Origin of the sequence: Streptacidiphilus neutrinimicus, from assembly GCF_000787815.1 — a bacterium.
In the GTDB taxonomy this organism is placed as follows: domain Bacteria; phylum Actinomycetota; class Actinomycetes; order Streptomycetales; family Streptomycetaceae; genus Streptacidiphilus; species Streptacidiphilus neutrinimicus.
Genome location: NZ_BBPO01000085.1, coordinates 1 through 19,079 on the forward strand (window position 1 = coordinate 1; position 19,079 = coordinate 19,079).

General features: G+C 73.5%; 18 protein-coding genes. 6 read left to right on the forward strand and 12 right to left on the reverse strand.

Annotated elements, in window-relative coordinates; genetic code table 11:
- The 4 genes from TR48_RS33090 to miaA all read right to left on the reverse strand — a co-directional run.
- Positions 1-995, reverse strand: a 995-nt coding sequence (locus TR48_RS33090; protein WP_236652442.1) for an HD domain-containing protein, incomplete at its 3' end; no start/stop codon positions are given.
- Between the two features lie 203 nt (positions 996-1,198).
- Complete coding sequence (dapF, locus tag TR48_RS33095) at positions 1,199-2,071, reverse strand: diaminopimelate epimerase (protein ID WP_042374140.1); 873 nt, start codon at positions 2,069-2,071, stop codon at positions 1,199-1,201.
- Between the two features lie 176 nt (positions 2,072-2,247).
- Positions 2,248-2,742, reverse strand: coding sequence for a hypothetical protein (locus TR48_RS33100; protein ID WP_152628316.1), 495 nt, complete (start codon positions 2,740-2,742; stop codon positions 2,248-2,250).
- A 385-nt stretch (positions 2,743-3,127) separates the two neighbouring features.
- Positions 3,128-4,060, reverse strand: coding sequence for a tRNA (adenosine(37)-N6)-dimethylallyltransferase MiaA (miaA, locus tag TR48_RS33105; RefSeq protein ID WP_042374141.1), 933 nt, complete (start codon positions 4,058-4,060; stop codon positions 3,128-3,130).
- 118 nt (positions 4,061-4,178) lie between these two features.
- Between miaA and TR48_RS33110 the strand changes: the two genes are divergently transcribed.
- Positions 4,179-4,496 carry an antitoxin gene (locus TR48_RS33110; protein ID WP_042374125.1) on the forward strand — a complete coding sequence of 106 codons (318 nt, stop codon included), beginning with the start codon at positions 4,179-4,181 and terminating at the stop codon, positions 4,494-4,496.
- Here the strand turns inward: TR48_RS33110 and TR48_RS33115 are convergent.
- Positions 4,463-5,167, reverse strand: coding sequence for a class III extradiol dioxygenase subunit B-like domain-containing protein (locus TR48_RS33115; protein ID WP_042374126.1), 705 nt, complete (start codon positions 5,165-5,167; stop codon positions 4,463-4,465). The genes TR48_RS33110 and TR48_RS33115 overlap by 34 nt on opposite strands.
- Positions 5,168-5,374: 207 nt before the next feature.
- The gene (miaB, locus tag TR48_RS33120; RefSeq protein WP_268873614.1) at positions 5,375-6,880 is read right to left on the reverse strand and encodes a tRNA (N6-isopentenyl adenosine(37)-C2)-methylthiotransferase MiaB; all 1,506 of its coding nucleotides are present in this window, start codon (positions 6,878-6,880) and stop codon (positions 5,375-5,377) included.
- Positions 6,881-6,996: 116 nt separating this feature from the next.
- Between miaB and TR48_RS33125 the strand changes: the two genes are divergently transcribed.
- A complete protein-coding gene (locus tag TR48_RS33125; RefSeq protein WP_042374127.1) occupies positions 6,997-8,028 on the forward strand; it encodes a TAXI family TRAP transporter solute-binding subunit in 1,032 nt (343 codons plus the stop codon).
- A gap of 67 nt (positions 8,029-8,095) precedes the next feature.
- Here the strand turns inward: TR48_RS33125 and TR48_RS33130 are convergent, their stop codons facing one another.
- The 4 genes from TR48_RS33130 to TR48_RS33145 form a co-directional block, all read right to left on the reverse strand.
- Positions 8,096-8,923, reverse strand: a complete 828-nt coding sequence (locus TR48_RS33130) for a MerR family transcriptional regulator (protein ID WP_052443253.1) — start codon at positions 8,921-8,923, stop codon at positions 8,096-8,098.
- 49 nt (positions 8,924-8,972) lie between these two features.
- A complete protein-coding gene (locus tag TR48_RS33135) occupies positions 8,973-9,971 on the reverse strand; it encodes an alpha/beta fold hydrolase (protein WP_063771118.1) in 999 nt (332 codons plus the stop codon).
- 177 nt (positions 9,972-10,148) lie between these two features.
- On the reverse strand, positions 10,149-11,549 hold the full coding sequence (locus TR48_RS33140; protein ID WP_042374128.1) for a sensor histidine kinase: 1,401 nt from the start codon (positions 11,547-11,549) through the stop codon (positions 10,149-10,151).
- Positions 11,550-11,582: 33 nt separating this feature from the next.
- Positions 11,583-12,311: a response regulator transcription factor gene (locus tag TR48_RS33145; RefSeq protein WP_042374147.1), complete on the reverse strand. Its 729-nt coding sequence runs from the start codon at positions 12,309-12,311 to the stop codon at positions 11,583-11,585.
- A 347-nt stretch (positions 12,312-12,658) separates the two neighbouring features.
- Here TR48_RS33145 and TR48_RS33150 point away from each other — a divergent pair, with 347 nt between their 5' ends.
- The 4 genes from TR48_RS33150 (at position 12,659) to TR48_RS33165 (ending at position 16,538) form a co-directional block, all read left to right on the forward strand.
- Positions 12,659-13,432 (forward strand): ATP-binding cassette domain-containing protein, encoded by a 774-nt coding sequence (locus TR48_RS33150; protein ID WP_042374129.1) that lies wholly within the window; start codon positions 12,659-12,661, stop codon positions 13,430-13,432.
- A 191-nt stretch (positions 13,433-13,623) separates the two neighbouring features.
- Positions 13,624-15,246, forward strand: coding sequence for an FAD-dependent monooxygenase (locus TR48_RS33155; protein ID WP_236652443.1), 1,623 nt, complete (start codon positions 13,624-13,626; stop codon positions 15,244-15,246).
- Between the two features lie 339 nt (positions 15,247-15,585).
- Positions 15,586-16,152, forward strand: a complete 567-nt coding sequence (locus TR48_RS33160; RefSeq protein ID WP_042374131.1) for a cupin domain-containing protein — start codon at positions 15,586-15,588, stop codon at positions 16,150-16,152.
- Entirely contained in the window at positions 16,149-16,538 is a 390-nt protein-coding gene (locus tag TR48_RS33165) for a rhodanese-like domain-containing protein (RefSeq protein ID WP_042374132.1), read from the forward strand. The genes TR48_RS33160 and TR48_RS33165 overlap by 4 nt, the downstream gene beginning before the upstream one ends.
- A gap of 42 nt (positions 16,539-16,580) precedes the next feature.
- Here the strand turns inward: TR48_RS33165 and rny are convergent, their stop codons facing one another.
- On the reverse strand, positions 16,581-18,017 hold the full coding sequence (gene rny, locus TR48_RS33170) for a ribonuclease Y (protein ID WP_052443254.1): 1,437 nt from the start codon (positions 18,015-18,017) through the stop codon (positions 16,581-16,583).
- Positions 18,018-18,237: 220 nt separating this feature from the next.
- A complete protein-coding gene (locus tag TR48_RS41155) occupies positions 18,238-19,074 on the reverse strand; it encodes a regulatory protein RecX (protein ID WP_236652444.1) in 837 nt (278 codons plus the stop codon).
- Positions 19,075-19,079: the final 5 nt, after the last annotated feature.

Sequence of the window (19,079 nt, forward strand, 5' to 3'; positions counted from 1 at the left end):
GCCACGCCCCGGCCCGCACCGACGCCCGCGCCCGCCGCCGAGGCCGGTCCGCCCGCCCCGGCCGCGGCAGAGGCGGCGGACGAGGCAGACGGCGCGGCTGAGCCGGAGGAAGAGGAAGCGGAGGAGGAAGAGGCGGACGCGGCCGGGTCGGTCGTCGGCCGACCGGAACGACGGGCCTCGTCGGCCGCCAGCAGCGCCCGGGTGGCGCTGTACTCGTCGGGGTGGAGGGTGGCGAAGACGATGTCCTCGAGCTCCGTCTTGACCACCTGGATACCGAGGCGTTCGGCCAGCGGGATGAGCACGTCGCGGGTGACGGTGGCGATCCTGATCTGGCTGGCCGGCTTCATGTGACGGATCGTCCGCATGTTGTGCAGGCGGTCGGCGAGCTTGATCACCATGACCCGGACGTCTCGCCCGGTGGCGACCAGCATCTTCCGGAAGGTCTCGGCCTCTGCCGCCGCGCCGAAGTCGACCTTCTCCAACTTGGTGACGCCGTCGACGAGATAGGCCACCTCCTCGCCGAAACCCTCGCGCACCTGATCCAGTGTCATCGCCGTGTCCTCGACCGTGTCGTGGAGCAGGGCGGCGACCAGCGTCGTGGTCTCGGCCCCGAGTTGGGCCAGGATCATGGCGACGGCGAGCGGATGAGTGATGTACGGCTCGCCGCTCTTGCGCTTCTGGCCGCGGTGCGAGGCCTCGGCGACCTGGTAGGCGCGGTCGAGCAGGGCGAGATCCAACTCGGCGCGCGGATGGTGCAGTCGGTGCGCGCGGATCACCGGCTCCAGGGCGTTCGCGGACTGCGGCCGGCCTCCGGCCAGCAGCGCCGCTATCCCCGCACGGCCCAGACCCGTGCGGGCGAGCCCCGTGCGGCCGAGGGCGGCCCGACGCAGCCCCGGCAGCGCGCGGACTGCAGAGACGGTTCTGCGTCCCTCCAGCGCCCCCTCCAGCGGGGCGCCGGGGACGCCCGGCACGGCGTGGGCTTCACCGGCATTCATGCGCACCTCCGGCAGCGATCACCGGAGCAGGCGGCAGCTCCGATGGTCCATGCTAGCGAGTGCAACACACACAGCGACGCCACGTGTTCCGAACGTCACGTTGATCACCCATTCGGGGGATTTGAACCGGCTCGCGAGTGGCAAGGATAAAGAGTTCACCGGAAACCGGCCGCTCGACCGCCGCCGGACAGCCTCGCAGGGGGTCAGGCGCGGGTCCTGAGCCAGTCGGCGTCGAACTCGCCCTCGGCGAGGATCACGGCCGGGCCGGTCATCTCGATCCCGCCGTCCGGGCGCTCGGTGATCACCAGGCGACCGCCGGGCACGTCGACCGTGTACGTGGCGGGCTCGCCGGTCACGGCCGGGTCCACACCGTCGCGGCGCGCGGCCGCGACCATGACGGCGCAGGTGCCGGTCCCGCACGAGCGGGTCTCGCCGGAGCCGCGCTCGTGCACGCGCATGGCGACGTGACGCGGACCGCGATCCACGACGAACTCGACGTTCACCCCTTCGGGGTAGACGGCGGCCGGGGTGACCTCGGGCGCGGTGAACAGGTCGCCCGCCTCGGCGAGATCGGCGACGAAGGCGACGGCGTGCGGGTTGCCCATGTTCACGTTGCGCGCCGGCCAACGGCGGTCGCCCACGGCGACCTCGATGCCGGTGTCCGGTCCGGGCAGCAGCGCCTTGCCCATGTCCACGGTGACGTCGCCCTCTGCGGGCACGCGCACCCGTCGGATCCCGGCGCGGGTCGCGACGGCGAGGTCGCCCGGCTCGGCGAGCCCGGCCTCGACGAGGTAGCGCGCGAAGACGCGGACGCCGTTGCCGCACATCTCGGCGATGCTGCCGTCCGCGTTGCGGTAGTCCATGAACCAGCTCGCGGCGGCGGCATCGGCCTTCGTCTCCGGGTGCGCCTCGGCGCGCACCACGCGCAACACCCCGTCCCCGCCGATGCCGGCGCGGCGGTCGCAGAGCAGGGCGACCTCGGCGGCGGACAGCTCCAACAGCCCGTCGGGGTCGGGAAGGATGACGAAGTCGTTCTCGGTCCCGTGTCCCTTGAGGAAGCGGATGCCCTTCACCATGTCGTTCACGTGATCCATGGTACGGGTGAGCAGCTTCGCACCTCCGACCGACAGCGCGGCCGGGCCGAGCCGGGTCGTCGGACGCGGCCTCGGACGGAGGCCGGCCTGTGCGGCCGGCGCCAGGGCAGGCGGGGAGGCCGGTGCCAGGAAAGGCGGGTGCTGGCGCGGCGGCAGGTTCAGCCGTGCAGGTGGGCGACGCGCCAGAGGCCCAGGGCGAGCAGGATCAGCGCGGTCGCCGTGTAGGCGAGCAGCGGACGCCAGCCGGCGCGCTTGCCGGAGCCCGCGCGAGGGAGGCCGGGGAAGACGTAGCCCGCGCGGCGCGCGGCCATCGCGCCCCAGCCGGCGGACGCGGCGGTCAGCAGCAGACCGAGCATGCCGACCAGGCTGCCCGCCGAGTCGCCGGAGGCGCCCGCGCCGCCCTCGAAGGCGAGCGGGAAGGCGAACATCAGCGAGCCGAGGATGGCCAGCGCGGCGATCGGGAGGACCTGCCAGACCCGCAACCGTCCTTCGGGGCGCAGCTCGCGGCGGTGCAGGGCGTTCTCGTCCTGTGCGGGCAGCGACGGAAGCGGCGTCAGTTCCCGTGCCCGAAGCTCCTGTGCGTGCACTGCTTCCTGGTCCTCGGGATCGAAGGGGTCGTCCGGAAGCCGATGCGTGTCGGGGCCCGTATCCATGGACACGCGGCCTCCCTGCGCGAAACGCCGGGGAGTCAGCTCCACCGGACAACCGATGCTCTCGATGCTCGATGATGGCACGGCGGGGGCGTGCGGCGACGCCCGCAGATGGCGTTCTCGGTGATCCGTGGCCATGACGTGATCAGGTCGTGACCGGGCGTCCGATCGTCGGCGACAGACGCGCGAACGACGGTCGTCCGCGCGCCGACAGAGGGCCGACGCCACCGCACCGAAACGCCCTCCGAGCAGCGGCCCGAGTGCGGCCCGAGTGCGGCCGGAGTGCGACGCTAGTGCGCTCCGCGTGCGCTCCGGGGCGCGCCCAGCGCGGCACCAGCGCGTGCCCGGAGCCGCGTGCAGAACAGCGCGAGCGCTCGGAGCCGCGTGGTCAGAACAGCGCGAGCGCCCGCTCCAGGAGGTCCTCGGCGGGGAGGTCCGGGTCGCGGTCGAGCCAGTGCACGCGCGGGTCGCGACGGAACCAGGACTCCTGCCGCCGCGCGAACCTGCGCGTCGCACGGACCGTCTCGGCGCGCGCCTCGGTCTCGTCGTACTCGCCGTCCAGTTGGGCGAGCGCCTGCTGGTAGCCGAGCGCCCGCGAAGCGGTGCGGCCCTCGCGCAGGCCCTGCGCCTCCAACGCACGGACCTCGTCGAGGAGACCGCCCTCCCACATCCGGTCCACGCGCAGCGCGATCCGTTCGTCCAGGAGCGGGCGCGGCATGCGGACGCCGATCTGCAGGGCGTCGTAGACGGAATCGTGGCCTGGGAGGTTGGCGGTGAACGGTAGGCCGGTGATCTCCACGACCTCCAGCGCCCTGACGATGCGACGGCCGTTGCTGGGCAGGATCGCCCGCGCTGCCTCCGGGTCGACGGCGGCGAGCCGGGCGTGCAGCGCTCCGGAGCCGTGCGCCTCCAGCTCTGCCTCCAGGCGGGCGCGGACCTCCGGGTCGGTGCCCGGGAACTCCAGCTCGTCGATCGCGGCGCGCACGTAGAGGCCTGAGCCGCCGACCAGGATCGGGGTGCGCCCCTCCGCCAGCAGGGCGTCGATCCGCTCGCGCGCGAGGCGCTGGTACTCGGCGACGCTGGCGGCCTCGGTGACGTCCCAGACGTCCAGCAGGTGGTGCGGCACGCCGTCGCGTTCGTCCATGGTCAGCTTGGCCGTGCCGATGTCCATGCCCCGGTAGAGCTGCATGGAGTCGGTGTTCACCACCTCGCCGCCCAGATGCTGGGCGAGGGCGACGCCGAGGTCGGACTTTCCGACGGCGGTGGCGCCGACGACGGCGACGACGCGCGCCGGGCCTACGGCCCGGGCGGGGGAAGCGATGGCGGGACTGGTCACCTCTCTAGTCTGGCAAATGCTCCGAGCGGAAATACCATATGGGTATTGATAGGCGAAATGCCCCATTCTGGGCCCTTGGGCCCGGGCGAGGAACGGAGCGGTCATGGGCGTCACGGACTCCCTCAAGAGCGCGATGAGCCAGGCCACCAAGAAGGCCACCGAGTATGCGGGCAGCCACAAGTCGCAGATCGGCGCGGGCCTGGACAAGGTCGGCGACATGGCCGACAAGGCAACCAAGGGCAAGTACACGTCCCGGATCGAGACGGGACGGGACAAGGCGAAGGAAGCCGTCAACAAGATGGGCGGCCCGAAGGACACCATCCAGGGCGAGGCGACCGAGAAGCCCACGGACACGGCGTCGGACCGGGCCTCGGATCAGCCCGCCGGTCAGACCCCGGGCGACCAGGACGCGACGAAGTAGCCGACCCCGTACGGGGCGTCGTCGTAGAGCAGCCGGGCGGAAGCGACCGGCTGCTCGTCGCTGTCCGCGGCCCCGGCCAGCACCTGCCACGGGGCCCGGCCGGAGGCCATCAGCTCGAAGGCGAGCTCCGCGTCGAGCTGCGGCAGTCGGCCGCTCTTGAGCCCCGCGGCGACGGACGCGTCGAAGGGCTCGGCGCGCTCGTCCAGATACCCCGGCGCCTTCACGGTGCGACGGGCACTGCCGTCGCCCACCACCAGCAGCGCCACACGCTCGGCGGACTGCCGCAGCTCGACGCCGTTCTCCCGGCACAGCTGCCATTCGAGGTAGTCCGGGACGGCCAGAGCCTTGGCCGGCCCCTCCCAGCCCGCGCGCTCCAGCAGCCACGCGCCCACGGCGAGCCCGGGCGGCAGCGTCTCCCCCTCGGCGCGCTCCCCCAGCCCCACCGTCACGTCGACGCCGAAGCCCTGGAAACCGCCGACACCGCCCTGGTCGAACAGCCGGTGCTCGGGCCCGGGGCCGACGACCCAGACCACGTCCGGCTTCGCCGTGAGGAGCCCGCGCAGCGCCTCGTCGCACGCCTCCCGCAGGGGATCGAGCTCCGGCGCGGCTCCGACGGCGACCTCAGGCAGCAGCAACGGCGGGCAGGGGCAGACTGCGGCGGCAACGAACATGGCTCAAGACCCTACCGGCAGGACACTTCGCTACCTCAAGTAGTTGCCGCACGGCCCGGCGCCCGCCCGCGAACCCGACCGCAGGCGGAGCCGTCGGCCACGGAGCCGTCAGCGAGCGGAACCGCCCGTCCTCGGCCGCAGCCGTCGTCAGGCGCAGCGGTCAGCAATCAGCAGTCAGCAGGCGAAGCCTGTCCTTCACCGCCTCCGTCAGCAGGCGCAGCCGCTCTCCGCGACCGGGAGCGGAGCGGGAGCGCCGATCGTGGGGAGCCCGAGCATGACGCCCGCCTGCTTCGGCGCGGACGCCTCCGCCTGGCGGCGCTCCCACGCGTCGCCCGCGCGGGTGCGGCGGACGGCGAGGGCGGGGCCCTCCGCGAGCAGGTGGTGCGGGGCCGCGTAGGTGATCTCGACGGTGACCATGTCCCCCGGTCGCACGGGCGACTCAGGGCGGGTGAAGTGCACCAGGCGGTTGTCGGGCGCACGCCCGGACAGCCGGTCCGTCGCGCCGTCCTTGCGGCCCTCGCCCTCCGCGACCAGGACCTCCAGCGTCCGGCCGACCTGCTTCTTGTTCTCCTCCCAGGAGATCTGCTCCTGGAGCTCGACCAGGCGCTCGTAGCGGGCCTGGACGACCTCCTTGGGGATCTGGTTCTCCATCTCCGCCGCCGGCGTGCCGGGGCGCTTGGAGTACTGGAAGGTGAAGGCCTGCGCGAAGCGGGCCCTGCGGACGACCTCGAGGGTCTGCTCGAAGTCCTCCTCGGTCTCGCCGGGAAAGCCCACGATGATGTCGGTGGTGATCGCCGCGTCCGGCATGGCGGCGCGCACGCGCTCGATGATGCCGAGGTAGCGCTCCTGACGGTAGGAGCGGCGCATCGCGCGCAGCACCTCGTCGGAGCCGGACTGCAGCGGCATGTGCAGCTGGTGCATCACGTTCGGCGTCTCGGCCATGGCGGCGATGACGTCATCGGTGAAGTCCTTGGGATGCGGCGAGGTGAAGCGCACGCGCTCCAGGCCCTCGATCTCCCCGCACGCGCGCAGCAGCTTGCCGAAGGCCTGGCGGTCGCCGATGTCGGAGCCGTAGGCGTTGACGTTCTGGCCGAGCAGGGTGACCTCGACGACGCCCTCGTTCACCAGCGCCTCGACCTCGCCGAGGATCTCGCCGCTGCGGCGGTCCTTCTCCTTGCCGCGCAGGGCCGGGACGATGCAGAAGGTGCAGGTGTTGTTGCAGCCGACGGAGATGGAGACCCACGCGGCGTAGGCGGACTCGCGGCGGGTGGGCAGGGTGGAGGGGAAGACCTCCAGCGACTCCAGGATCTCGACCTGGGCCTCCTCCTGGACCCGCGCCCGCTCCAGCAGGGCGGGGAGGTGGCCGATGTTGTGGGTGCCGAAGACGACGTCGACCCAGGGGGCCTTCTTCACGATGGTGTCGCGGTCCTTCTGGGCCAGGCAGCCGCCGACCGCGATCTGCATGCCGGGGTGCTGCGCCTTGACCGAGGCGAGCCGGCCCAGGTTGCCGTAGAGGCGGTTGTCCGCGTTCTCGCGCACGGCGCACGTGTTGAACACGACCACGTCCGCCTCGCCGCCGTCGGCGGCGCGGACGTAACCGGCGTCCTCCAGCAGACCGGAGAGGCGCTCGGAGTCGTGGACGTTCATCTGGCACCCGTAGGTGCGGATGTCGTACGTCTTGGAAGTGTCAGCGGAGATGTCTGCGGTACCCACGCCCCCAAGGGTACGGGCAGCGCGGCGCCCGTTTCCGCGCGTCCCCGGCCCTCCCGGAGCGGCCCGGACGCGGTCGACCCCTTTTCCGGGCGGCGCGGGGCTGGCAGGATCCCGACATGCCACCCATCCTGCCCCCGCGACTGCGGCGTCTGCTCGGCCTGCGCCGGGTGCGGATCGGAGCCGCGTTCCTGCTGGTGGCCGTCACCGCGCTGGGCGGGTGGCTGGGAGCGAGCGCCGGCCCCGGATATCCGACGGGGACGTTCCGGATGGCGACGGGCGCGCGGTCCGGTGTCTACGCGCTGTACGGGTCGCTGCTGCAGGCCGCGGTCGACAAGGAGCTGCCGGGGGTGCGGATACAGCTGGACCAGAGCGTGGGCGGCCCGGACAACCTGGCCCGGATCGCGGACGGGCGGGACGACTTCGGCATCGCCACGGCTGACGCCGTGGCCCATTTCGACGGGCCGGGCAAGGACCGGTTGCGCGCCGTCGGCGAGCTGTACGACGACTACGTGCAGCTGGTGGTCCCGTCCGACTCCCCGGTGAAGAGCATCGCGGACCTTGAGGGGCGCCGGCTGCGGGTCGGTACGGGCCAGCACGGCAGCGGGGTGGAGCTGATCGCCGACCGCGTCCTGGCGCTCGCCGGCCTCAAGGCCGGGCGGGACGTGCAGGAGTTCCCCTACGGGATCGCGGACGCGCCGGCCGCACTGGAGACTCACAAGATCGACGCGTTCTTCTGGTCCGGCGGCCTGCCGACCGAGGGCATCATCGACCTCACCAGGCGCGCGCACGTGCGGCTGGTGCCGCTCGGCTGGCTGGCGACGGGCATGGACCAGGTCGCCCAGAAGACGGATGTGGGCGCGCGGAACACGCAGATATACCGGACCTCGACGGTGCCGGCCTGGGCCTACCCGTACAGCTTCCCGGACACCTCGGTCTCGACGCTGGCCGTGGCCAACCTGCTGGTCACCCGGGCGAACGTGCCGAGCTCACTGGTGGAGCGGATGACGTCGGTCGTGATGAACAGCCGCGACGCGATAGGTCAGCGGGTGCACTCCGCGCAGCTGGTGGACGTCCGGTCGGCGATCTACACCGAACCACTGCCGCTGGCCGAGGGCGCCCGCCGCTACTACGTCTCCGTCAAACCCTGAGCCGTCTCCGTCGCACCCTGAGCCGTCTCCGTCAAACGCTGAGCCCGCCGGCCCCGGCAAGGGCCGATCAGAGCTCTTCGGCGACCGCCTCGCGCACGGGCTCGGGCAGGGAGGCGACGGAGGCCTCCAGCAGCAGCGTCGCCTCGTGGCGCATGGCGCGCGCCAGCTCGGCGTCGACGACGGCCTGGGCGAGCGGGCGCATCGCCCGGACCGCCTCGGCGGCGCGGGCGGCGTCGACGTCGTCGAGCGGAGCGGAGCCGACATAGCGGGGGAAGACCTCGACGGCGGCGAAATGGACGAAGCGGCGGGCCAGGTGCTCCATGTCGGCGCGCACCTCCCGCAGGTGCGCGATGCTCGCCGCGAGCGGCACGCCGAGCTCGTACAGCCGGGCCGCCACGTCCAGCAAAGCGGGGCTGGGCACGCGGTAGCGCTCGGCGAGCGCGTCCGCGGAGTGCGCCTGCTCAGGTCCCGGTTCCGGCTCCAGCACTCCCAGACGGACGGCCGCGGCGATCGCCTCGGAGTCCCGCAGGCCGCCGAAGCGCGCGGCCAGATCGGCGCGCTCCAGGTACTCGGGCCGCTCGTCGGTCCAGGGCGCGGTCACCTCGGCCACCAGCCCGAGCAGGCCGCCGAGGCTGCGGCCGTCCTCCCAGGCGTCGAGCAGTTCCTTGATGCCCGCGAGGGTGTGGCCGCGGTCGAGCAGGCCGGCGATCAGACGCAGCCGGTCCAGATGGGTGTCGTCGTAGACGTTGGCGCGGCCGCGCCGGTCGGCGCGCGGCAGCAGGCCGCGGTCCTGGTAGGCACGGACGTTGCGGACGGTCGTGCCGGCGGCCTGGGCCAGGTGGTCGATGAGGTACTCCCGGCGCGGGCCCGGCACTCTGCCCATGGCGTCGGTCATGGCGTCCTCCTCCGCTCCTGCCGCGTGCCCGGTTGCGTGCGACGCGCCGTCAGGCGCCCTCAGAGCGCCGGAAATGGGGGTGCCCCCGGCCGAAGGCCGAGGGAGGGTCCGCGCGGTGATCGCGGCCCACCGACGGGATGCTACCTACGCGTACGGCGTCCACGAACTCCGTGATCAGGTCCGAGAGCGCCTGCGGGCGGGTGAGGGGCAGCCAGTGTCCCGCGTCCACCGTGTGCCGGCGCAGCACCGGTGTCCACCGATCGAGGTCGTCGTAGAGGCGCGCGGACAGGAACGGGTCGTGCTCCGGGACGACGAGCTGCACCGGCACGTGCGCGACCCGGTCCGCGCGCGGCGCGCGGGAGCGACGCCGGGTGTTGGCGCGGTAGAGCCACAGGCCGTTGGCGGCGTCGCGGGCCAGCGTCGGCGCGGGATGGCCCGGCACACGGGTCCGCTCCAGGGCCCGCCAGACGGCGGCCCAGGCGCCGTGCGCCAGCGGCCCGCGCCACAGGGCCTCCGGCAGGCGGGGAAGCTGAAAGGCCGTGATGTACCAGGAGCGCAGCCCCTGCCCGAGCAGGGCGCGCAGGTCCGCGGCGCTCCGGCGGCGCAGCCGCGTGCGCGCCCAGAGCGCGGCGTGGTCCAGGCAGGGGCCGCCGATGCTGGTGAACGATGCGAGGCCGCCCTGCAGGCGGGCGGAGGTCGCGAACTCCCAGCCCTGCACGGACCCCCAGTCGTGCCCCACGAGATGCACCGGCCCGTAGGGGGCGAGCGCGTCCAGCGCGGCGAGGAAGTCCTCCTCCAGCCGCTCCAGCGCGTACCCCGCGCGGGCGGGACCGGCGGGCGAGGTGGAGCGTCCGGTGCCGCGGGTGTCGTAGGCGACGACGTGGTAGCGCTCCTTGAGCCGGCTCATGACGGGCTCCCAGAGGTCCCGGCAGTCCGGGTAGCCGTGCAGGAACCAGACGGTCGGCCGCAGCGGGTCCCCCGCCTCCACCACGGCCAGTTCCACCCCGTCGTCGGTGACGACCCGATGCTCCCGCGCCCCGTCGATCAATGGCCCTCCCCAGGCACCGGCCGAGCCAGACGCTGACACCGGCCAATGTCGCAGTGCTCGATGGCTTGGTCAATGCTCACGACAAACAGCGTTGCGGCACCGCCGCCCGGCAGGCGCGGACGCCGGCGGCGGCCGCTGGGCTCGGCTCCGGACCCAGTGCCGGACCCAGTGCCGGACTCAGTGGGTCGGCAGGGTGAAGGTGACCGTCAGGCCCCTGGGTTCCTGGGCGGCGAAGCCGATGCTGCCGCCGTTGGCGCTGAGCAGGGCGCGCGCGATGGACAGGCCGAGACCCGAGCCCTCGGTGTTCTGGTGGCGCGGGCTACGCCAGAAGCGGTCGCCGATGCGGTCGAGCTCGTCCTCGTCCAGGCCCGGTCCCCCGTCCATGACGCGGATGACCACCTCCGGCCCGATCTCCGCCGTCTCGACCCGGACGACGTCGCCCTCGGGGGTGAACTTCAGCGCGTTGTCCAGCACCGCGTCCAGCGCGCTGCCGAGGCCTATCGGATCCGCCAGGGCTGCGAGCGGGCCGTCCGGCGGGGTGAAGGCCAGAGCGACCCCCCGCTCGCGGGCGAGCGCACGCCAGCCCTCCACGCGGTCGGCGACGATCCGGCCGACATCGCAGCGTTCCGCGACCGGCCGGGCGTTCTCCGCGCGGGCGAGACCGAGCAGGTCGTCGAGAACATGGGCGAGACGGCGGCCCTCCTCGCGGACACCCGACATCTCCTCGTCATGCCCCTCGGGCAGCTCCATGCCCAGCACCTCGACCCGCAGCATCAGCGCGGACAGGGGGTTGCGCAGCTGGTGCGAGGCGTCCGCCACGAACGCCCGCTGCTGGTCCAGCACCAGCTCGACGTGGTCGGCCATCTCGTTGAAGGAGCGCGCCAGCCGGCGCAGCTCCGGCGGGCCGCCGGCCGGGGCGACGCGGGAGGCGAGCCGTCCGGTGGCGATGTCGTGGGTGACCTTGTCGAGGTCGTGGACCGGCCGGAGCACCCAGCGCGTCAGCGCGACCGCGACGCCGACGGCGAAGAGGACCGCGAAGGCCTCGCCGCCGATCAGCCAGAGCCAGGCGCTGAAGACCCGCGCCCGCAGCCCGTCCGTGGGCGACTCGGTGACGACGACGGCCACCACGTCGCCGTCCCAGACCACCGGCGAGGCGATCACCAGGCGGGCCTGGTCGCCCTGCCAGGGCCAGACCTGGGCCGGATCGTCGCTGCGGCGTCCGTCCAGGGCCTCGCGGAACGGCTCGGCGCACGGCCCGTCGAGGGCGTTGGTCCAGGTCGCGGGGTAGGCGTGCTGCGCACGGCCGCTGAGGTCGAAGACGCCTGCCCAGATGCCGTAGACGTCGTGATAGCGGTTCAGCTCCGCGCTCAGGGTGCGCTGCTGCTCGCTCGCCGCGGGCGAGTCGGCCTGCCCGAACGGGTTCTGGGCCAGCGCGGCGAAGCGCGCGGTGTCGTCGATCCGGTCGACCACGACGCGCTGCTGCTCGCGCTGGGCCTCGCTGGCGGCCAGCGGCAGGCCGAGGGCGAGCAGCACACAGGCGAGGAGTGCGAGCAGGATGCCGAGGAGGCGGGTGCGCATACGGCTACGTCCGGATCGGTTTCGGTGACGGTCTCAGTCGTGGACCAGGTGATCCGGCACGGCCAGCTTGTAGCCGATCCCGCGGACCGTCTCGATCAGGCCGGGGAGGCCGAGCTTGCGGCGCAGCGAGGCGACGTGGACCTCCAGCGACCGGGCCGTGCCGTCCCAGCTGCTGCGCCAGACCTCGCTGATGATCTGCTCGCGGCGGAAGACCACGCCGGGGCTCTGCGCGAGCAGGGCCAGCAGCTCGTACTCCTTGCGGGTGAGCGCGACGTCCTCGCCGTGGACGGTGGCACGACGGGAGGCCTGGTCGAGCACGAGCCCGAAGGCGTGGCCGAGCAGCTGGTGCGGGTCCTCGCGCTGCGGTTGGGCCTGCGCGGGGGCCGGGCGGGCGGCGGCGTCGCGGCGGGCCACGGCGTGGATCCGGGCCAGCAGCTCGCCCATGTCGTAGGGCTTGACGATGTAGTCGTCGGCGCCGATGTTCAGCCCGTGGATCCGGTCGCGGACCTCGGCCCGCGCGGTGACCATGATCACCGGTATGCCGCAGCGCCGGCGGATCTGGTCGCAGACGTCGAAGCCGTCCCGGTCCGGCAGCCCGAGGTCGAGCAGCACGACGCGGAACTGCGGGCGGCCGTCCGGGACGAGGGCGTCCAGCGCCTCGTTGCCCGAACGGGCGTGACGGACCTCGAATCCGTGTTTGCTCAGCACGGTCACCAGCGCGGCGGCGACGTGCTCGTCGTCCTCGACCAGGAGCAGGCGCACGGTCACTCCTCCCGTCCTGACTCGGCGCTACCTCTTCCAGTACTTTCCAGGACGCATCCACTCCCATGCGACCGGGTCCGGTCAAGGGGAGGTGGGACGCCTGGCGCGACCGTTACCGAGCTGCGACGAACCGCCGCGCCGCGCACCACCGGAACAGCGCCTGATCCTCAAATCCTGATCCTCAAATCACCCTCAGAACTGCGGTGCGCCCGCGAACCTCACCGTAGAGTCGACCCCGTGCTCCGCGCGGCCCGGCCGGGACGACGTGCGGCACGCCCCGAGCGGCAGGACCGCCGCCCGGGTGGCCCGACCAGCGCCACCAGCCCGTACCCGAGGAGTGGGACACCGTGACCTCCGCCCCCGCGCCGCGCGCCGGGCTGTTGCAACTGCGGGGCGTGAGCAAACGACACGGGCTGGTGCAGTCGCTGCACGAGGTGGACCTCGACCTGCCTCGGGGCGAGGTCGTCGCCCTGGTCGGCCCACCGGGCGCGGGCAAGACGACGCTCTGCCGGGCCATCCACGGCGCGGAGCGGATCGACTCCGGCGAGATCCTGCTGGACGGCGCACCCCTCGCCACCGGCGCGCGCGGGCGCGTGCGGCGCACCGCGCGGGCGGATGTGGGCCTGGTGCCGCCGCCGGAGACCGTCGAGCACGCCCTGGTCACCGCCCTCGGCGCGCTGGGCCTCGGGCGGACCGTCTTCGGAGAGCTGACCCGCTGCCAGGTCGAGGTCCGCGGCACCGCGCCGGAGCTGGCCGCCGAACGCACCCTCGAGGCCCTGCGGCTGGTCGACGCGGACCACGAGTCGAGCCTGCGCAGCCGCCAGCTGACCCCGGCCGTGCGCGGCCGGGTGGCGCTCGCCCGCGCCCTGGTGCTCGACCCCAAGGTGCTGGTCCTCGACGAGCCGGCCGAGGAACTTCACTGTCTTGCCCGCGAGTTGGCCTCCGATGGGCGTACCATGCTCATCGTCACCGAGGACCAGGGTTTCGCCCACGCCACGGCCGACCGGGTGCTGTTCATGTCCGGCGGGCGCATCGTTGAGTCGGCGCCCCCGGAGCAGTTCTTCTCCGCGCCGCGCACGTCGCGGGCGAGAGACTTCGTCTCCCGCCTCCGCAGACGGTGACCCCTGGAGCCCAGGGGCGCGGCCCCGCGGCTCCGCGCCCCCGGACCGGTCGGCCACCTGCCTGCGGCACCGATCGGTTCCCGCGCGCGTGTGAAGTGAACCGGCGTACGCCTGACGCTGCTTGACGGCGGCACAGGCGATCTGGTCCATTTCCTTCTATGACTGGCCCAGCCCATTCCGGATCCGACCCTGTGATCATCGCCGGCGCCGGTCCCATCGGTCTCACGCTCGCCCTCGCGCTGGCGCGGCACCAGGTGCCGAGCATCGTGCTGGACGAGGGCACCGGGGTCGCGCCCGAGAGCTCGCGGTCGACCGTGCTGCGCGCCGACACCGTCGGCTTCCTGCAGCGCATCGGATACAGCCGGGTCACCGCCGACGGGCGGGGCTGGACCGCCTGGCGGACCATGCGCCGCCACCGCGAACTGCACAGCGTGGAGCTGCAGCACGACGACGTGCTGCACCTGGCCCAGCACCGCCTGTTGCGCGGCCTGCGGGACGCCGTCACCGCGACGGGGCTGGTGGAGCTGCTGCCGGAGTCCACCCTCCTGGAGCTGGAGCAGGAGCCGGGCCAGGACGCGGTGAACGTCCACACCCAGCACACCTGGCTGCGCGGCAGCTTCCTGGTGGGATGCGACGGGCCGCGTTCCACGGTCCGCAAGCGCCTCGCGCTGCGCTTCCCCGGGCGCGCCGCCGCCGACCACTACGCGCTCGCGACGATCCGCGCGGACCTGCCGTTCCCCGGGGAGGCGCTGCTGCACCGGGACCAGCCGCGTCAGTCCGGCGCGCCGATCGCGCGCGAGGTCGCGGCGCGGCCGCTGCCGGACGGCGTCTGGCGGCTGGACTGGCGGCTGCCGCCGCGCGCGCCGGGATTCAGCCCCGATCAGCTGATCGAGCAGCTGCGGGCCACCCTCGCGGCGTGGAACGGCGGCAAGGTCCCCCCTTACGAGCTGATCTCCAGCGCCGACTACGTCGTCCAGCAGCGGCTGGCCACCAAGTTCCAGGTGGGCCGGGCCTTCCTGGCCGGCGACGCCGCGCATCTGCTCGGCTCCCTCGGCATGCAGAACCTCGACGAGGGCCTGCGCGACGTCGACAACCTCGCCTGGAAGCTCGGCCTGGTCTGGCAGGGCTGCGCACCCGAACGTCTGTTGACCACCTACCAGGCGGAACGCCGGAACGCCGTGATCGCCCGGCTGCGGGCGGTGGACCAGGCGATGCCGCTGCTCCAGCCCAGCACGCCGCTGCTGGAGGCGCGCCGCAGCCTGCTCTCCGGATCACTGCGGCGCAACGCACGGCTGCTGTCCGACGGCAGCCTCGGCACCGGGCGGCTCGGCGGAGCGCCCGCCTACCCCGCGGCCGAAGGCCGCGGCCGCACGGCGCTCACGCCCACGCTCAGCCCGACCACCCCCGGCGTGCTGGTCCCGGACATCCCGGTGATCACCGCCGACGGCGCCCACGACCGGCTGCGGGCCCGGCTCGGCCGCGGCTTCCTGGTCGTCCTCGTCGCCCCCGGCACCGGTGTGTGGGCGTCCGAGCACTGGCTCGGCGCCGGCCTGATGCCGCAGCTCACGGAGACCACGGAGGGGCTGCCGCTCCCCGCCGAGCTGCTCGTCACCGAGAACTACCCGGGCGCCGCCGCCCACAGCGTGCTGCTGATCAGGCCGGACGGCCACCTCGTCGCCGCCGTCGAGGGGAGCCGCCCGGGCGAGCTCTACGACCTCGCGGACCAGGCCCGCAGCGCCGCGGCCGAACTCCCCGTACCGCGCGCCGCGACGGGCGTGAGCGCACGCGAAAGGCTGACGGCCGGTCAGTCCTGATGGCGGACGTTCCTTGACGATCACCTGAGGCCGTGCTCTACTCGCGCCATGGGGATCACCGTCCTGCGGCCTGCCCGCAGCACGCGACGACCGGACGCCGTCCGGCGCCCCCACCTGTGTTGCACCTCGTTCTGCGCGTCGTTCTGTACCCAGGGCTGACCTGGCGCCCGGCTGGAGAAGCATGCTTCTCGCCGCCGTCACGGACGGCCCTTCCCCCGGCATCCCACGCCGCCGCGCCACCTGATCCGACCGCAGCCGCGCCCTCACGCGCCCGCACGGTCACCCCATCGGCGCCCGGCGGCGTCCCGTCATCGCCCCGACGCCTCCCAGGACGCCACCATGACCCCGAGCGCCGCCTTGTCCGGCTCCACCACGACCGCGACCGCCCCGAGTCCGACCGCCGCGACGACGACCGTCGCCCCCGATCTCACCACCCTGCTCACCTTCGCCCAGACCGTCGCCGCCGACCCGGACGCGCTGGACCGCCTCGCCCTCCATCCGACCGAGCGCACCTGGGTCCGGCTGGACGGTCCCGGCGGCAGCGAGGCGTGGCTGATCGGCTGGCCGCCCGGCTCGGAGACCGGCTGGCACGACCACGGCGGCTCCAGCGGCGCGTTCGTCACCGCGCGCGGCTCGCTGAGCGAGCTCTCGCTCGCGATGCCGCTGCCCAGCAGCGGCTGGCGCAGCCTGGAGCTGGAGGAGGGCGTCGACCGGCAGCGGTCGCTGCCCGCCGGCCGCGGTCGCGCGTTCGGCCCGCACCACGTGCACCAGGTGGTCAACCCCTCGGCGGCCGACCACGCCGTCTCCGTGCACGTCTACCATCCGCCGCTGCCGCGGCTGCGTCGCTACGAGCGCAGCGGGGACGTGCTCAGCGTGGCCGCGGTCGAGACCCAGGAGGACTGGTGACCACACCGATCGACATCGACTCCCTGCTGGAGCGCGAACGAGCGCACCTGCGACGGGTGTCGCCGGGTGAGGCGGCGCGAGCCCTCGCGGAGGAGGACGCGCTGCTGGTGGACATCCGCTACGCCGCGCTGCGGGACCGGGACGGGGCGATCCCCGGAGCGCTGATCGTCGAACGCAACGAGCTGGAGTGGCGCATGGACCCGCAGTGCGCCCACCGCGCACCGGAGACCACGGACCACGACCGGCTGGTCATCGTCGTGTGCAACGAGGGCTACGCCTCCTCCCTCGCCGCGCGGTCCCTGCAGGCGCTGGGCCTGCACCGCGCGACCGACCTCGTCGGCGGCTTCCAGGCCTGGGCGGCGGAGGGGCTGCCGGTGTCGCGATAGCGCGGGGAGGGGCCGGAGGCGGCCGGAAGAGGCGGGGAGAGGCTAGCGGGCGAAGCTCGTCGCGCGGCTCTCCCTGATCACGGTGATCCGGATCTGGCCCGGGTAGGTCAGCTCGTTCTCGACCTCGCGGGCCACGTCCTTCGCCAGCACCTGCGCCTGCACGTCGTCCACCGCCTCCGGCAGCACCATCACCCGGACCTCACGGCCGGCCTGCATCGCGTAGACCTTGTGCACGCCCTCGTGCCGACGGGCGATCTCCTCCAGCTTCTCCAGCCGACGCGCGTGGAGCTCCACCGACTCCCGGCGCGCGCCTGGCCTGCCGCCGGAGCAGGCGTCCGCGGCCTGGGTGAGGACGGCCTCGACGGTCTGCGGCTCGATCTCGTTGTGGTGCGCCGCGACCGCGTGCACGACCTCCTCCGACTCTCCGTAGCGGCGGGCGAGTTCGGCGCCGATCTGGGCATGGCTGCCCTCGGCGACGGAAGCGCCGCCGGGCGGCTGGGGAAGGGTGATCGCCTTCCCTATGTCGTGCAGCAGGGTGCAGCGCTTGACCAGCGTCGGGTCCACCCGCAGCTCCGCCGCCATCGCCCCGGCCAGATGCGCGGACTCGACCAGGTGACCCAGCACGTTCTGGCCGTAGGAGGTGCGGTAGCGCAACCGGCCGAGCAGGCGCATCAGTTCGGGGTGCAGCTCATCGAGGCCGACCTCGGCGACCGCCTCCTCCGCCGCCGCCTGGCACAGCCGCTCGACCTGGGCGAGGCCGCGCTCGTAGGCGTCCTCGATGCGCTGCGGGTGGATCCGGCCGTCGGCGATCAGCTCCTCCAGGGCGAGTCGGCCCACCTCCCGGCGGACCGGGTCGAAGCAGGAGAGCAGCACGGACTCCGGGGTCTCGTCGATGACCAGGTTGACGCCGGTGACGGCCTCGAAGGAGCGGATGTTGCGGCCCTCGCGGCCGATGATCCGGCCCTTCATGTCCTCGCTCGGCAGCCGCACCGCGGTGACCACGTGGTCGGCCGTGCCCTGCACGGAGACCCGCTGGATGGCGGAGGCCACGATCTCGCGGGCGCGGGCCTCCCCCTCCGTCCGCGCCTGACGCTCGATCTCCCGGACCGTCAGCACGGCCTCGCGCTTGGCCTGCTGCTCGACCGACCGGACCAACTCCGCGCGGGCCTCCGCCGCGCTGAGGCCGGCCGCCTCCTCCAGCATCCGTCGCCGCTCGGCGGCCAGCTCCTCGGTGCGGAGCTGAAGCTCCGCCTGGGCCTGGGCCGTGTCCAACTCGCGCTGGAGCAGCCGGTGCTGCTCATCGTCGATGCGGGTCTCGCGTTCCGCGCTGCGCTGCTCGCGCCGGTCCAGTTCGAGGGCGCGCTCCCGGGCGCTGTGCAGGAGTTGACGCACCGCGAGACCGGCGACCGAGAGCAGGACCAGGCCGATGATCATCAGGAGCACCGGAACGGTTGCGGTCGCTGCGATGGCCAACGTCATCAGCCCTCCCCGTCCGGCGCGGGATCACGCCGTGATCACACTGCGATCTCGGTGCGAGGCTGGCATGTGGCCCCTCATCACTCATGGTGAGGCTAGGTGCGGGTTACGAAACGGTCAAGACGGCAACCGCCCCTGACCGTTGAGTAGTGCAAACACACAGGAACCGTTCGTCCCGGAAAGCGACTCGCGCGACTCCCCTACCGGGCGGCACCAGCCCGTCTCAATCCTCGCCGGAGTCGAGGAAGGCGTCCTCGTCCTCGAAGCCGTCCTCGAAGCCGTCGGCCGCCTCGGCGTCGAGGGCGGCGCGCACCACACGCAGGGCCAGGCCCTCCGGGTAGCCGCGGCGGGCCAGCATGCCCGCGAGCCGACGTAGGCGGACCTGGCGGTCCAGGCTGCGGGTGGAGGCGAGCTTGCGCTCCACCAGCCGCCGGGCGGCGGCCTCCTCGTCGTCCGGGTCGACCTCGGCCACAGCCTCCGCGACCAGGGCGCTGTCGACGCCCTTGGCGCGCAGCTCGCCCGCGAGGGCGCGTCGAGCCAGCCCCCGGTTGCGCTGCCGCTGCTCGACCCAGGAGCGGGCGTAGGCGGCGTCGTCGATCAGCCCGACCTCGGTCAGCCGGTCGAGCACCTGCTCCGCGACCTCGTCCGGGATCTCCTTGCGCCGCAGGGTGTCGGCGAGCTGCCTCCGAGTACGGGCGGAACCGGTGAGCAGCCGCAGACAGATGTCCCGCGCCCGCGCGGCGGGATCGCTCGGCGGCCTCTCGCGCGGCGCCTCGTCGCCCGTGTCCTCGGATGCGCGCCGCACGCGTCGCTGGGAGGAGCGGCGACGGTCGGACGCACCTCGACGCGACGGAGCGTCGTCGAACCCGCCCTCGTCCACCCCGGCAGCGGCCTCGGGGACGGCGTCGCCATGCCCTGAGTCGTGGGCGGTGTCGTGGGCGGTGTCGTGGACGGAGCCCGGAGTGGGGGCGCGGTCAGCCGGCGGTTCCGGCCAGCTGCCGCCGCCCCCGTGGGACGACCAGTCGCGCGGACCCCACGCGCTCTCGGTCGACGTCGACACTGATC